This window comes from Pseudomonas sp. CH235 (assembly GCF_004368175.1).
Taxonomy (GTDB): domain Bacteria; phylum Pseudomonadota; class Gammaproteobacteria; order Pseudomonadales; family Pseudomonadaceae; genus Aquipseudomonas; species Aquipseudomonas paraglycinae.
In genome coordinates this window covers 195,410-210,157 of record NZ_RRZJ01000002.1, presented here as the reverse complement: position 1 = coordinate 210,157, position 14,748 = coordinate 195,410, and the positions used below count along the sequence as shown (strand labels likewise).

Annotated in this window: 13 protein-coding genes; 4 read left to right on the top strand and 9 right to left on the bottom strand. The window is 61.2% G+C overall.

The genetic code is table 11. From position 1 onward, the window contains the following. Positions 1–11 precede the first annotated feature (11 nt). Both EIY71_RS03130 and tadA read left to right on the top strand, forming a co-directional pair. Positions 12–1,388: a multicopper oxidase family protein gene (locus EIY71_RS03130; RefSeq protein ID WP_134020453.1), complete on the top strand. Its 1,377-nt coding sequence runs from the start codon at positions 12–14 to the stop codon at positions 1,386–1,388. Continuing rightward, positions 1,388–1,888: a tRNA adenosine(34) deaminase TadA gene (tadA, locus tag EIY71_RS03125; protein ID WP_102716884.1), complete on the top strand. Its 501-nt coding sequence runs from the start codon at positions 1,388–1,390 to the stop codon at positions 1,886–1,888. The genes EIY71_RS03130 and tadA overlap by 1 nt, the downstream gene beginning before the upstream one ends. A gap of 182 nt (positions 1,889–2,070) precedes the next feature. Here tadA and cmoB read toward each other — a convergent pair whose 3' ends face one another. The 9 genes from cmoB to EIY71_RS03080 all read right to left on the bottom strand — a co-directional run bounded on the left by cmoB (position 2,071) and on the right by EIY71_RS03080 (position 13,560). Beyond that, entirely contained in the window at positions 2,071–3,027 is a 957-nt protein-coding gene (gene cmoB / locus EIY71_RS03120; RefSeq protein WP_007956659.1) for a tRNA 5-methoxyuridine(34)/uridine 5-oxyacetic acid(34) synthase CmoB, read from the bottom strand. Beyond that, positions 3,024–3,731 carry a carboxy-S-adenosyl-L-methionine synthase CmoA gene (cmoA, locus tag EIY71_RS03115; protein ID WP_218888027.1) on the bottom strand — a complete coding sequence of 236 codons (708 nt, stop codon included), beginning with the start codon at positions 3,729–3,731 and terminating at the stop codon, positions 3,024–3,026. The genes cmoB and cmoA overlap by 4 nt, the downstream gene beginning before the upstream one ends. A gap of 195 nt (positions 3,732–3,926) precedes the next feature. Then, the gene (locus tag EIY71_RS03110) at positions 3,927–4,340 is read right to left on the bottom strand and encodes a hypothetical protein (protein WP_129974270.1); all 414 of its coding nucleotides are present in this window, start codon (positions 4,338–4,340) and stop codon (positions 3,927–3,929) included. 128 nt (positions 4,341–4,468) lie between these two features. After that, the gene (locus tag EIY71_RS03105) at positions 4,469–5,122 is read right to left on the bottom strand and encodes a lysoplasmalogenase (protein ID WP_178082644.1); all 654 of its coding nucleotides are present in this window, start codon (positions 5,120–5,122) and stop codon (positions 4,469–4,471) included. Positions 5,123–5,124: 2 nt separating this feature from the next. After that, positions 5,125–5,517 (bottom strand): protease inhibitor I42 family protein, encoded by a 393-nt coding sequence (locus tag EIY71_RS03100; RefSeq protein WP_102716880.1) that lies wholly within the window; start codon positions 5,515–5,517, stop codon positions 5,125–5,127. 330 nt (positions 5,518–5,847) lie between these two features. Further along, positions 5,848–8,271 (bottom strand): endopeptidase La, encoded by a 2,424-nt coding sequence (gene lon / locus EIY71_RS03095; protein ID WP_102716879.1) that lies wholly within the window; start codon positions 8,269–8,271, stop codon positions 5,848–5,850. Positions 8,272–8,886: 615 nt separating this feature from the next. After that, the gene (locus tag EIY71_RS03090) at positions 8,887–9,255 is read right to left on the bottom strand and encodes a DUF6124 family protein (protein ID WP_134020450.1); all 369 of its coding nucleotides are present in this window, start codon (positions 9,253–9,255) and stop codon (positions 8,887–8,889) included. Between the two features lie 395 nt (positions 9,256–9,650). Beyond that, a complete protein-coding gene (locus EIY71_RS03085) occupies positions 9,651–12,062 on the bottom strand; it encodes a glucose/quinate/shikimate family membrane-bound PQQ-dependent dehydrogenase (protein WP_085745299.1) in 2,412 nt (803 codons plus the stop codon). Positions 12,063–12,198: 136 nt separating this feature from the next. Beyond that, a complete protein-coding gene (locus EIY71_RS03080) occupies positions 12,199–13,560 on the bottom strand; it encodes a carbohydrate porin (RefSeq protein WP_134020447.1) in 1,362 nt (453 codons plus the stop codon). A 300-nt stretch (positions 13,561–13,860) separates the two neighbouring features. Between EIY71_RS03080 and EIY71_RS03075 the strand changes: the two genes are divergently transcribed. Further along, positions 13,861–14,091 carry a VF530 family DNA-binding protein gene (locus tag EIY71_RS03075; protein WP_007956650.1) on the top strand — a complete coding sequence of 77 codons (231 nt, stop codon included), beginning with the start codon at positions 13,861–13,863 and terminating at the stop codon, positions 14,089–14,091. A 1-nt stretch (position 14,092) separates the two neighbouring features. Further along, positions 14,093–14,731 (top strand): Pr6Pr family membrane protein, encoded by a 639-nt coding sequence (locus EIY71_RS03070; protein WP_134020443.1) that lies wholly within the window; start codon positions 14,093–14,095, stop codon positions 14,729–14,731. Positions 14,732–14,748: the final 17 nt, after the last annotated feature.

Below are 14,748 nucleotides of genomic sequence, written 5' to 3'. Positions count from 1 at the left end.
TAGTTGAGTTCATGTCCTTTACCCGTCGCCAAATCCTCGGTGGCCTGGCCGGTCTTGTTGTCGTTGGCGTGGGAGCGGGGGGCGCGTCGCGTTACTGGCTGGGCAAGATGGCTGATGCCGATGCGGGGCATGACTATGAGCTGATCGCCGCGCCACTGGACGTTGAGTTGGTGCCAGGGCACAAGACCGAAGCCTGGGCGTTCGGCCCATCGGCGCCGGGCACCGAATTGCGCGTGCGTCAGGGCGAGTGGCTGCGGGTGCGTTTCATCAACCATCTGCCGGTCGCGACGACCATTCACTGGCATGGCATCCGCCTGCCGCTGGAGATGGACGGCGTGCCGTATGTTTCGCAATTGCCGGTGCTGCCGGGCGAATACTTCGATTACAAATTCCGTGTGCCGGACGCCGGCAGCTACTGGTATCACCCGCACGTCAGCAGCAGTGAGGAACTCGGTCGCGGGCTGGTCGGGCCGTTGATTGTCGAGGAGCGCGAGCCGACCGGGTTCAAGTACGAAAAGACCCTGAGCCTGAAGAACTGGCACATCGACGACGAAGGCAACTTCGTCGAGTTCAGCATTCCGCGCGAAGCGGCCCGTGGCGGTACGGCGGGGCGGCTGTCGACCATCAACGGCGTGCCTACGCCGGTGATCGAGTTGCCGGCGGGGCAGATCACCCGCGTACGCCTGCTCAACCTCGACAACACCCTGACCTATCGGATCAATATTCCCGGCGTCGAAGCGCAGATCTATGCGCTGGACGGCAACCCGGTCGAGCCGCGTCCGTTGGGCAAGGAATACTGGCTGGGTCCGGGCATGCGCATCTGCCTGGCGATCAAGGCGCCGCCGGCCGGTGAGGAGCTGTCGCTGCGCAATGGCCCGGTTCGCTTGGGCACCCTGCGGTCGGTGGCCAACAATGACTCGCCGACCGACTGGCCGGAAGCACTGCCGGCCAACCCGGTGGCCGAGCCGGACCTGGCCAATGCCGAGAAACTCAACTTCAATTTCGAATGGGTCGGTTCGGTGTCGGTGAATGTTGACAACGGCAAGCCGCCGAGCCTGTGGCAGATCAACGGCAAGGCCTGGGACATCACCGACAAGACCTGCGCCGACCGGCCGATCGCCAGCCTGAAACTGGGCCAGAGCTATATTTTCGAACTGAAGAACATGACCCAGTACCAGCACCCGATCCACCTGCACGGCATGAGCTTCAAGGTGATTGCGTCGAACCGGCACAAGATCGTGCCGTATTTCACCGACACGTATCTGCTGGGCAAGAACGAGCGCGCGCAAGTGGCGCTGGTGGCGGATAACCCGGGGGTGTGGATGTTCCACTGCCACGTGATCGACCACATGGAAACCGGCCTGATGGCCGCCATCGAGGTGAAGTGATGCGCCAGATTCGCCCCGCGGCGATCATCGACCGCAGCCGAGACCGCGACTTCATGCGCGAGGCGCTGGAGCTGGCGGCCCAGGGTGCAGCTCTCGGCGAAGTGCCGGTGGGCGCGGTGCTGGTGCAGGATGGCGAAATCATCGGGCGCGGTTTCAACTGTCCGATCAGTACCAGCGACCCGAGTGCGCATGCGGAAATGGTCGCGATTCGCGCCGCTGCACAGGCTGTGAGCAACTATCGTCTGCCGGGCAGCACGCTCTACGTGACGCTGGAACCGTGCAGCATGTGCGCCGGGCTGATCGTGCATTCGCGGGTTGCGCGGGTGGTGTATGGCGCGCTGGAGCCCAAGGCCGGGATTGTGCAGAGTCAGGGACAGTTCTTCACTCAGGGCTTTCTCAACCATCGAGTGTTGTATGAAGGCGGGGTGTTGGCGGAGGAGTGTGGGGCGGTGTTGACCGAGTTCTTCCGAGCTCGCCGAACCAAAAGCCCCTCACCCTAACCCTCCCGAAACGTCGGACCGCCCGGAGGGAGAGGGGACTGACCGAGGTGACAGATGACGTTACGCCGTCCTGAGATTTTTGAGTCGAACTCAAGTTTTGAAAAGCTCCAGGATCGGCTCCCTCTCCTAGGGGAGAGGGCTGGGGTGAGGGGGGGGCTCACCGCGGAGTTTGGGAGAGCGGGTTATTTCTTCGCGACAATTACGGCCCGCATCGGCGCCGGCAACCCTTCAATCGTCTTGCTGTGATCTTCCGGATCAAGGAAATCACTCAACGACTGATACTTCATCCACTCTGTCCCGCGCTGCTCTTCAACAGTGGTGGTGCTCACATCCACACATTTCACGTCAGTAAACCCGGCACGACGCAGCCACAATTCCAGCGCCGGCACCGACGGCAGGAACCACACATTACGCATCTGCGCATAACGGTCTTCCGGCACCAGCACCTGATGCTTGTCGCCTTCGACCACCAGCGTCTCCAGGACCAGTTCGCCGCCTTTCACCAGGCAATCTTTCAGCGCCAGCAAATGCTCGATCGGCGAACGACGGTGATAGAACACACCCATGGAAAATACTGTATCGAAGCCTTCCAGATTCGGCGGCAGGTCTTCGAACGGGAACGGCAGGTGCCAGGCATTCGGTTCTGACAGATAACGCTGCACCGCCTGGAATTGGCAGAAGAACAGCCAGTTCGGGTCGACGCCGATCACGCTGTCAGCGCCGGCCCCGAGCATGCGCCACATGTAGTAGCCGTTACCGCAACCGACATCGAGGATGCGCTTGCCCTTCAGATCCAGATGCGGAGCGACCCGCGACCACTTCCAGTCCGAGCGCCATTCGGTGTCGACGTGCACGCCGAACAGATCGAACGGCCCTTTGCGCCACGGCGACAGGCCCATCAGTGCGGTGCGCATTTGTGCGCGGGTTTCGTCGTCGCAATCGGTGTCGAGTTTCAGGCCGTCGAGCAGGTCGACTTCGGTCGGCTGGATCTTCGGCAGGGCGTCCAGCGCACTTTGCCAGCGCTCCAGATCGCCGTGACCTTTCTCCATTTTCTTGTCGAGCTGCACTTGCAGGGTGTTGGCCCATTCGGCCAGCGGCGTGCCGGCCAGACGGCGGGCGAGGGGGGACAGATCAATCATGGCAAGGCAATCAACGAGGCAAAGTTAAGACACTGGAACCACGGCACGACTTTCGAGAACCCGGCGGCCAGCAGGCGCTCGCGGTGTTCTTCGAGGCTGTCGGGCTTCATGACGTTTTCGATGGCGCTGCGCTTCTGGGCGATTTCCAGTTCGCTGTAGCCGTTGGCGCGTTTGAACGCGACGTGCAGATCGGTCAGCAGCGCGTGTTCTTCGGCGTCGTTGAAGCGCAGCTTCTCCGACAGAATCAGCGCACCGCCCGGCAGCAACGATTGGCGGATGCGCGACAGCAACGCCGTGCGCTGATCCGGGGCAATGAATTGCAGGGTGAAGTTCAGCGCCACCACCGAGGCCGGTTTGAAATCGAGGGCAAGGATGTCGCCTTCGATCACCTCGACCGGCAGCAACTCCTGGAACATCGAATCCTGACCGTTGAGGTATTCGCGGCAGCGCTCGACCATCGCCGCCGAGTTATCCACAGCGATGACCCGGCAACCGTCGGTGCGCACATGGCGGCGCAGGGCCTGGGTCACGGCGCCGAGGGAGGCGCCGAGGTCGTAGAGCACGCTGTTCGGTTGAGCGAACTGCGCCGCGAGCACACCGAGGTTCTCGACGATGGTCGGGTAACCCGGCACCGAACGCTTGATCATGTCCGGGAACACCCGCACCACGTCTTCGTTGAAGGCGAAGTCAGGCACCTGGGCCATCGGCTGGGCGAAAATGCGATCGGGTTCTTTGCTCACGGCGGTTCCGGCGGTGTCGATGAAAAGGCCGGCATTTTAGCCAAACTGGCGCGCAGATGCGCGGGTTGTCTGATAAACCGTGCTGGTCGGAGTCAGGCTAAAGTTCAAAACTCGATCAACTTAGCCTGAAACCTTCTCGGGTCCAGATTGCGGCAAGACTTACGAGATAATGTAATTGGCTGCGAAATTTCCGTTCACATCGATTCCTGGTTCAACTACCCCTCCATAGTCCTGCACGGTCTGGATGGCGTATACGCCGGAGATGCTCTTGGAGGAGTGATCTACCGTGAGTTTCAGGGTCAAAGATGTCGCGGTATATCGAGTGTTCACCCAGCCCGTTCTGACATCAACGTTGACGCCCGGATCATTGAGTTTGTATTCGCCACTTTGGATGTCGGGAGCAAAGTTGAATTCGAGATTCTCAATCTGCTGCTCAAACTCCTCCTGCGCTCCCGTAATCCTTAAAAAATTGCTGAGAAAGCAATTCACGGTTGGGAAGTAGAAGGCCTCGCCGCTATCAATCTGGCATTTGAAGGTGTTGTTCGTATCGGCGTTTTCTATCTGATTATTCATGGTCGATCCCTCGGGCGATTGACAGGCGGTTTGCTGTCTCTCACTGCACTTTAAGCTGAGGGGGGGCGCGGATTTAACTGTCGGAAATGACAGTTTTTAATGCGATTTTCTAATGAGCTCGACGCTTTTTATCGCAAATCGGCTTTAGCTTCATTCGGATGCTTGAACGCCGAGGCGACGATGCCCCACTGCCCCAGCCAATAACTGAGGATGATGATGTAGGGCGCCGCATTGAACGGTGAGACGAACCGGTTGATACCGATCACGCTGTCGGAAAACACGAACGCCACCGCGCCACCCGCCGCCAGCAATGCCGAACGTTGCGGTACGCCGCTGCCGAGTCGGGCGAGAGCGCGCCAGAGCATGGCGCTGATGGCCGTTCCGTAGACGATCACTGGCACGGTCAACGGGCCGAGTCCGCTGCTGATCAATATGCCCAACAACACTGCACCCACGCTGAGGGCCAGGATCAGCGGCAGCAGGGCCAGGCGTCGGCAATCGCTGAGGTAAGCCTTGAGATACGCCAGATGCGCAACCAGAAATGCGCCGAGACCGAAGACAAACAAATCCCCCGGCCACGCCAGCAGTACATCACCGACCAGCGAGAAAATCAGACCGAGGCTGATCCAGCGGCGATAGTCGCTCGGTGGCGCATCGTGCAGCCAGCCGAGCAACGCCAATACCGGCAGCGGTTTGACCAGCAGGCAAAGCAGCGCCGCGTGGGTGCTGACGCCATAGAGAAAGGTCACGGCGCCCATCAGCGCGAGGATCAGCCAGCCCACGATCAGTTCACCGAAATGGCGCAGTCAAAGGTTTCCACCGGCAACACTTCCGGCGCCCAAGGCTGTTGCGAAGTCAGGCGCAGACGGCCGGTGCCGGGGGCGAACGCCTGGAAGCGCCAGGTCGAGAGACCGGCCGCGCCTACCACGCCGGCGTCTTCCGGATTGCTGTAGACCTCGGGGCTGAGGGCGCGCAATACGCCGCCGGCGGAATCCTGGATGGCCCAGCGGTAGCCGGTGGTGGGGTTGCTCGGGAGCATGACGATCAGGTTTTGCCCGTTGGTGAGGCGCACCGGGCATTCGCTCTGTTTTTCCACGGTCACGTTGGTTTTCGGTTGCGTGGCACAGGCGGCCAGCAGGGCGAGGGACAGGGGGACAAACAGGCGAAGGGGGGACATGGATTCAGTGGCTCCGGCGTTGGCGACGAACGGCGAGCATAACTGAAGATGAGACAAAGTGTGACAACGCCAGGCTTGGCGTCATTCTTCAGCATCGCCGGCCCTCACCCTAACCCTCTCCCAGAGGGAGAGGGGACCGACCGAGGTGTCTTTTGGGATACATCGACCTGAAAGATCGAGTTGATTACGGATTCAGTGAAGAGCTTTCAGGTCGGCGTATCTCTTAAATATCCCCCACTCGGCTCCCTCTCCCTCCGGGCGGTCCGACGTTTCGGGAGGGCCGGGGTGAGGGGCTGCGATGCCAGCCCCCCTCAATACCTCAAGACGAAATCAAAAAAGCACCTTCGCTACATCCGCAAACTTCTTGGCGAAATGCACGGTAATGCCTTCCTTCAGGTAGTCCGGCAACTCTTCAAAGTTTCCGCGATTCGGCTCCGGCAGAATCAACTCGAAGATCTTCTGCCGCCGCGCCGCAATCACCTTCTCGCGCACTCCGCCAATCGGCAGTACATGCCCGGTCAGCGTCAATTCACCGGTCATCGCCACGCCTTTTTTCGGCGCCTGATTACGGGCGAGGGAGAGCAGGGCGCTGGCCATGGTCACGCCGGCGCTCGGGCCGTCTTTTGGTGTGGCGCCTTCCGGCACGTGCAGGTGGACGAAGGCTTCGTCGAAGAACTTCGGATCGCCACCAAAAGATTTGAGGTGCGAACTGACGTAGCTGTAGGCGATCTCCGCCGACTCCTTCATCACATCGCCCAGTTGCCCGGTGAGTTTGAAACCGCGATTGAGCGTGTGAATCCGCGTGGCTTCGATCGGTAAGGTCGCGCCGCCCATGCTGGTCCACGCCAGGCCGGTAATCACGCCGGTGCCGGACAGCACTTGCTCGTTGCGGAACACCGGATGACCAAGGGACGCTTCGAGGTCTTTCGGCCCGATCTTGATCACCGCTTTCGGATCGTCGATCAGTTTCATCACCGCTTTGCGCACCAGTTTGCCCATCTGTTTTTCCAGCTGGCGCACGCCGGCTTCACGGGCGTAACCGTCAATCAAGGCTTTGAGCGCCGTGTCGCTGATGCTCAGGCTGCCCTTGGACACGCCGGCCTTTTCCAGCAGTTTCGGCCACAGGTGACGCTTGGCGATGGCGACTTTTTCTTCGGTGATGTAGCCCGACAGGCGAATCACTTCCATCCGGTCCAGCAACGGGCCGGGAATCGAATCCAGGGTGTTGGCGGTGCAGACGAACAGGACTTTCGACAGGTCCATCCGCAGGTCCAGATAGTGGTCGAGGAATTCGACGTTCTGTTCCGGGTCGAGGGTTTCCAGCAGCGCCGAGGCCGGGTCGCCCTGGTAGCTCTGGCCCATCTTGTCGATCTCGTCGAGCATGATCACCGGGTTCATCACTTCGACGTCTTTCAACGCCTGCACGAGTTTGCCCGGCTGCGCGCCGATGTAGGTGCGGCGGTGGCCCTTGATCTCGGCTTCGTCGCGCATGCCGCCGAGGCTAAAGCGGTAGAACGGCCGACCAAGGGATTCGGCGATCGATTTGCCGACGCTGGTTTTACCCACGCCCGGCGGGCCGACCAGCAGCACGATGGAGCCGCTGATCTCGCCTTTATAGGCACCGACCGCGAGGAATTCGAGGATCCGGTCCTTGATGTCGTCGAGGCCGGCGTGGTGTTTGTCGAGCACCTTGCGCGCGTGCTTGAGGTCGAGTTTGTCCTCGCCGTACACGCCCCACGGCACCGAGGTTGCCCAGTCGAGGTAGTTGCGGGTGACCGCATACTCCGGCGATCCGGTTTCGAGGATCGACAGCTTGTTCATCTCTTCTTCGAGGCGCTTCTGCACCTGCGTCGGCAGGACTTTGCCTTCCAGACGCTGCTCGAACTGTTCGAGGTCGGCGCTGCGGTCGTCCTTGGTCAGGCCGAGTTCCTGCTGGATGACCTTGAGCTGTTCTTTAAGGAAGAACTCGCGCTGGTGCTCGCCGATCTTGCGGTTCACTTCGGCGGAGATTTCTTTTTGCAGGCGCGCGACTTCGACTTCCTTGCGCAGCATCGGCAGGACTTTTTCCATGCGCTTGAGCATCGGCACGCAGTCGAGCACTTCTTGCAGCTCATTGCCAGTCGCCGATGTGAGGGCGGCGGCAAAGTCGGTCAGCGGCGACGGATCGTTGGGGCTGAAGCGGTTGAGGTAGTTCTTCAGCTCTTCGCTGTACAGCGGGTTGAGCGGCAGCAGTTCCTTGATCGCGTTGATCAGCGCCATGCCGTAGGCCTTGACCTCGTCGGTCGGCTCGGTGGGCTGGTGCGGGTATTCGACTTCCACCAGATACGGCGGGCGATGGTGTTTGAGCCAGGTCTTGATGCGGACGCGGCTCAGGCCCTGGGCGACGAATTGCAGTTTGCCGTTTTCGCGACTGGCGTGGTGCACCTTGACCAGGGTGCCGTATTGCGGCAACGCCTTGGTGTCGAAGTGGCGCGGGTCTTCCTGGGGTGTGTCCATGAAGAACAGGGCCAGGGAGTGGTGTTCGGATTTGCTGACCAGTTCGAGGGTTTCGGCCCAGGGTTCTTCGTTGACGATGACCGGCAGGACCTGGGCCGGGAAGAACGGGCGGTTGTGGATCGGGATGATGTAGACCTTGTCCGGCAGGTTCTGGCCGGGCAGGGCGAGGCCTTTGCCGGGGACGTGGTGTTCGATGTGTTCGGCGTCGGTTTCGGTGATGTCGTCGGGGTTCTCGGGGAATTCTTGCTGGTCGCTCATGGGGCACCTGCGCAATTGGGTATGGCTGTTAGATGGGGCAGGGTTTGGGTGGTTTCAATGGGGGTGGGTGTTTCTGCTTGTGTGTTCAGGGTTTTGACAGGGTTTTGGGGTTGGGCTTGGCGGCCTTTGGGCCGGCCATGCTGGGGATTTATCGAGTACATATCCGTTTCTTCGGGTGCGCCCGCTGGCGGTTTCGCCCTTACGGCGAGGCACTTTTTTCAAACGCCAAAAAAGTACCCAAAAAGGCTCGTCCCGGCGTTCGGCCCTCGCAGGCTCGGGTTCCTTCGCTCCGGCGTCCCTCCGGGGGCATCGACTTCGTCGATGAGTTCGGCTTCGCCAAACGGCGCTGCGCGCCAATCCCCGGATGAACACCTCCACTCAGCCTTCCGAAGGGACGGGTGGATCAAGATCAAGAGCTTTGTCGAGCTAACGCTCATCCTTGAGAGGTGTGGTTTGTGGGCTTTGCAAACTTGAGGTCGACTCGGACTTTCAGGTCGATGTACATCGATTGATCAACTCGGTCAGTCCCCTCTCCCTCCGGGAGAGGGCTAGGGTGAGGGCAGCGTCATGACTGACCCACCACAAGCCTGACTCCCGCAGAGACCTCATCAGCATTTATGCCGGATATCGACTGACCTCAACGTTATCCAGCACCCGATTCACCGCCAGTTCCGCCAGCATGATCACCTGCTGAATCCCGAGGATCCGATGTCGCTGCGGCGTATCGACAAAAGCCGCTACATCACTGGCCATGACACTTGCGGTAGCCAGGGACTCACAGGCATGGGCCAACAGGTTTTCATCGTCCATGTCTGGCGAGACCTGGAACATCTGGCTCGGTCGGCGGCCGGGGCATTTTTTGGGAATGGGGTTGAAATGGTGGTCGAGCGCGCGTTCGGCGGCGTCGTGGAGTTTCTTTGAATCGGCGGATTCGTAGGGCGAGGTGTCGTTTGATTCGGGGGGATTGGGTGTTGGTTTTTTCATTTTTTACTCCTCAGGAATGGGTCCATTCCTCTAATTGCCGCGACGCAAAAAGAGGGGTGGCAGCTGTACGCGGGTTCGCGGACCGACCTGAGGCATTCGGCATACCCGAAGGTATCCCGCGCACAGCCACCATATACAAGCACTTGAGGTGCTGCTGTTAAGCGGCGGCAATTATGCCTCAGAAGTTGGGCCGCGACGCCCGTTCGCTGAATTTGCAGCGACCCCCAAAGCCTATCCACCCCATTTCCGACCCACAACCGACGCGACATGTCAGAAACATCCCCCGCAAACACCCCGTCTGTAGGACATACACACCCTGTTTAAAAAACCGCAGCCCACAAAAAAAGGCGACACCCCTCACAGGGCATCGCCTTTTTCCTTACCGCCGCTAAAACTTATTCCGGCAGTTTGTACGCAATCACATAGTCACCCATCTTGGTGCCCAGCGAGCCGTGACCACCCACCACGAGCAGGACGTATTGCTTGCCGTCCTTGCCGGTGTAGGTCATCGGGGTCGCTTGGCCGCCGGCAGGCAGACGCGATTTCCACAGTTCTTTACCGGTGTTCACGTCGTAGGCGCGCAGGTACTGGTCGAGGGTGCCGCTGAGGAAGCCGACGCCGCCGGCGGTGACGATCGAGCCGCCCATGCTTGGCACGCCCAGGGTGAAGCCGATCGGGATGGGCGAGCTGTCGCGGCTGGTGCCGTTTTTGCGTTTCCAGACGACTTTGCCGGTGGTCAGGTCGATACCGGCGACGTAGCCCCAGGCCGGGGCCTGGCACGGTACGCCCAGTGGCGACATGAACGGGTGCATGATCACCGCGTATGGCGCGCCGGTGTTTGGCTGCACGCCAGCGGTTTCGCTCTCGCGTTTGCTGCCGGCCGCGACTTTTTCGCGTGGCACCATTTTCGAGACGAAGGCCATGTAGTTCGGGCTGGTGAACAGCATCTGGCGAACCGGGTCGACCGAGACGCCGCCCCAGTTGAACACGCCGACGTTACCCGGATAGATCAGGCTGCCCTGTTCCGACGGAGGCGTGTATTGGCCTTCGTAGCGCAGTTCCTTGAACTGGATGCGGCACAGCATCTGGTCGAACGGGCTGGCGCCCCACATGGCTTTTTCGGTCAGTTCCGGGGCCAGCAGGTTCAGGTCCGAACGGGCCTGGGTCGGGGCGGTGTGGTCGCCTTTCACGGCGCCTTGCGGAACCGGGATCTCGCGGATCGGGATGATCGGCGTGCCGTCGCGACGGTCGAGGACGTACAGGCTGCCCTGCTTGGTCGGGGCGATCAGCGCAGGCTTGATGCCGTCGGCGGTTTTCATGTCCAGCAGGGTTGGCTGGCTGCCGACGTCCATGTCCCACAGGTCATGGTGGGTGAACTGGTAGTTCCAGCGCACTTTACCGGTGGCCAGGTCCAGGGCCACGACGCCGGCGCTGAATTTCTCGGCGCCCGGGGTGCGGTCGGCGCCCCATTGGTCCGGGGTCTGGTTGCCCAGTGGCAGGTAAACCATGCCGAGTTTTTCATCGACGCTGGCCAGCGACCACATGTTGGCCGAGTTGCGGCTGTAGGTCTGGCCCGGGGCCAACGGTTCGGTGGCGTCAGGGTTGTTGCTGTCCCAGTTCCATACCAGATGACCGTCGCGCACGTCGTAGGCGCGGATCACGCCGGACGGTTCGTTGGTCGACTCGTTGTCGGTGACGTGACCGCCCATGATTACCAGATCACGGGTGATAGCGGCAGGCGAAGTCGAGTAGTAACCACCGGCGGTGAACGGGCCGATACCCTGGGTCAGGTCAACCACACCGTTGGTGCCGAAGCCTTCGCAGATCTTGCCGGTGTCGGCGTTCAGTGCGATCAGGCGAGCGTCGGCGGTCGGCAGGTACAGGCGACGCGGGCAGGCCTGGGCGACGGCTTTGCCAGCCTCGGAGATGACGGCGGACGCAGCGTTTTCAGACTTGGCGTAGGCGGCTTCGTCGTAGTACGACACGCCACGGCAGGTCATGTGGGCGAAGCCCTTGAAGCCGACCGGGCTTTTGATCTGTGGGTCGAAGCGCCACAGTTCCTTGCCGGTGTCCGGGTCCAGTGCCAGCACTTTGCTGTGGGCGGTGCAGGCGTAGAGCATGCCGTTGGCTTTCAGCGGGGTGTTTTCGTTGGTCAGCTCCACCGGGTCATCGGCAGTCGGCAGGTCGCCGGTCTGGATGCGCCAGGCTTCCTGCAGCTTGCCGACGTTGGCCGGGGTGATCTGCTTGAGTGGCGAGTAGCGGTCACCGAACTCGGTACGGCCGTAGGCCTGCCAGTCGCCGTCCGGCATTTGCGGGGCGGTGCTGGTGGTGTCGGCGGTGTCGCGACCCAGTTCGCCAAAGATTTCGCCCGGATGGGTGAACAGGCTGGCCAGGGCGGTGACGCCGGCCAGAATCACGGCCACGGTCAGGCCGCCGGTGCCCATCGGCGCCGGGCCTGCGAGCAGCAGCGGGCGACGGAACCACGGCAGCAGCATCACGAAACCGAGGACAAACCACAGTGCCAGGCGCGGCACCAGTTGCCACCAGTCCAGACCGACTTCCCACAGCGCCCAGACGGTGCTGGCGAACAGCACGATGGCGTACAGGCCCAATGCTGCGCGACGACGCATCAGCATCAGAATGCCGGTCAGCGTGATGCCGATACCGGCCAGCAGGTAATACAGCGAGCCGCCGAGCGTACTCAGCTTGATTCCCCCGGCCAGCATGGCCAGGCCCATCAGCAGAAGCAGAATGCCGAGCAGGTTCGGCAGAAGACGGCTTCGACTCGAAGCACCTTCAGTGCTCATAGTGTGGTTCTCCGTGACGTTTCAAGTAGTCCCGCGCTGTAGTCACTGTAGATGACGATCGGGCGCGGGCATGGTTCAGATAAAAACTTGTCTAGCTATCGAATTTCATCTGCAGGCCTGAGCGGCCTGCATTGGGTCAGAACGACGACTGGATCTTGATCCCGCCGATCAGCGCGTCGTCGACCTTGTCCACACCGCCCGGATGGCGGATGTATTGCAGGTTCGGGCGCACGGTCAGCCAGTTGGTGACGTGCACGCCGTAATAGAGTTCAGCGCTGTATTCGGTGTCCTGCGGCGGCAGGAAGGACGGATCGTAATAGTCGTAGACGGCGCGGGCCTGGTTGGTCGCCTCGGCGTTCTTGCGATAGGCCGGGTTGACGTGGACGCGGGCCAGGGCGAAACCGATGTCGTCCTTGGCGCGGGCGTCGAACAGGCCTTTGTAGACCACGCCGGCCTGGACGTAGTTGTCGATGGCGTTGGTTTTCTTGTCGTGCATCGTGCCGTTGGCGAACACGCTCAGACCACGGGAATTGTCGCTGGCGACGCTGGTGATCTGCTGCTGCACGCCGAGCCACACGCCGTGTTTGCTCGAAGCGCTGCGATAGGCTTCGCCGCTCAGGGCAGCCGGCTGGCCGTTGCTGTCTTTATAGGCGTCGGAGGCCTTGGCGTTGCTGTAGTAGTAACCGGCGCGGTATTCGCCTGGCAGGCCGTTGAGCTTCGGTTTCCACACCAGTTCGATCGGCAGGATCGCGCCCTGGGTGCCGCTGCCGCTGAGCTTGAAGCCGTTACCGCGATCGAGGTTCGACGGGTTCTGCTCGTAGGCGCCGACTTGCGCATACAGCTCCGGCGTCAGGTGATATTTGACGCGCAGCGCCCATTGGCTGACCGGCCAGTTGTACCAGATGCCGCCGACCCAGTTGCCGACTTGCGAGCCGCAGAACGCCAGGTTCTGGAAGTCGCACGGGAAGGTGTTGAAGTCTTCGCCTTCGCCGAAGCGGCCGACCTTGATGTCGAGCTTCTGGTCGAAGAATTTCTGCTGGTACCACATCTGCGTCAGGCGGGTGGTCTGGCCACGGCCCCAGACTTCCTGGGCCGAGGTGAAGCCACCGACGCGCGGGTCGTTGATGCGGTCGTTGCTGATGTTGTTGCCGCTGCGCTTGGTCACGGTCAGCTGGAATTCAGCGTCGTTCCAGCCCAGCAGTTTTTGCAGGTCCAGATGAGTGCCGAGGCCCCATTGGTCGCTGTAGCGCGCGGTGCGATCGTGGTCGTAGCCGCCGTGCAGGTTGCTGCCCATTTCGCCGGTGTAGTCGAGCTTGAAGTCGATACCTTTTGCCGCGAGTTCGTTGCGGGTGCCGTTCCAGTCACCGAGCATCCACGGTGATTCACTGTCGAAGGCCGGGGCGGCCTGGGTGCAGGTGGCGAGGCCAAGGGCGGTGCAGCCGCCGATCAGGCGCAGGGTGGAGATAGCGCTGTCTCGGGAGAACGGAAAATCGGGCATGAATAGGGTCTTTCTTGATCTTTTTGGGGGATAAGCTGGCCGCTACGATTTGACGCAGGCAGTGAAGCGATTCAGCAGAAGGGCGGCAGGATAATGTCCTGTTACAAAAACACAAAGTGCTTTTGCAGACATGAACCCTTTCGGATTCGGTAACAGTGCGGCAATACGGCGCATTGCGGGCGTTGGCGCAGGCTGCGATCTTCTCCGGTTGGCCTACATTTAACCCAAGGCCTTCCACCCGCCCATGCCCTCGGCTAAGGTGCGCGGCTTCTGCATTTTCACTTCGCCCAAAGGCCCGGCATGAACGACCACAATCCCGATCCGCTGCACGGCGTGACCCTCGAACAGATCCTCAATGCACTGGTGACCCACTACGAATGGTCGGGCTTGGCCGAGCGCATCGACATCCGTTGCTTCAAGAGCGATCCGACCATCAAGTCGAGCCTGACCTTTTTGCGCAAGACGCCATGGGCGCGGGAGAAGGTCGAACGTCTGTACGTGAAACTGATGCGCACCAAGCGACCGCTCTGAGATGGACGCCGTATGGCGGCGACGCCTGATTACTTCGGCCGCGGTGCTGGGCTGGGCCGGGCTGGGGATTCAGCTGTACCTGATTTTCTTCGCACGCCTGAGCGTCGGCGCCAGTCTGCTGGGCGGGCTGGTGAGTTTTTTCAGTTACTTCACCGTGCTCACCAACACCCTGGTGGCGGTGGTGCTGACCTGCGCGGTGACGGATCGCGAATCCGCTGCACGGCGCTGGTTTCTGCAGCCTTGGGTCAGCAGCGGGATTGCCGTCAGTATTGCGGTGGTTGGCCTGGCTTACAGTATTTTGCTGCGGCATCTGTGGCACCCGCAGGGCTGGCAGTTTATCGCTGACGAATTGCTCCACGACGTGATGCCGCTGCTGTTTCTGGCTTATTGGTGGCTGTGTGTGGCGAAGGGCAGCTTGCGTCTGAAGCATCTGCCGCTGTGGCTGATCTATCCGCTGGTGTACTTCGCCTATGCGCTGCTGCGCGGGCATTTGCTGGGGGCTTACGCCTATCCGTTCATTGACGTGGCGCTGCTGGGTTATCCACAGGTGTTCATCAATGCCGGGGGGATTCTGCTGGGGTTTGTGCTGATTGCGTTGCTGGTGATCGGGATTGATCGCTGGCAGGGGCGGCGCCTTTAGCAGCGCCGCCGCTCGTA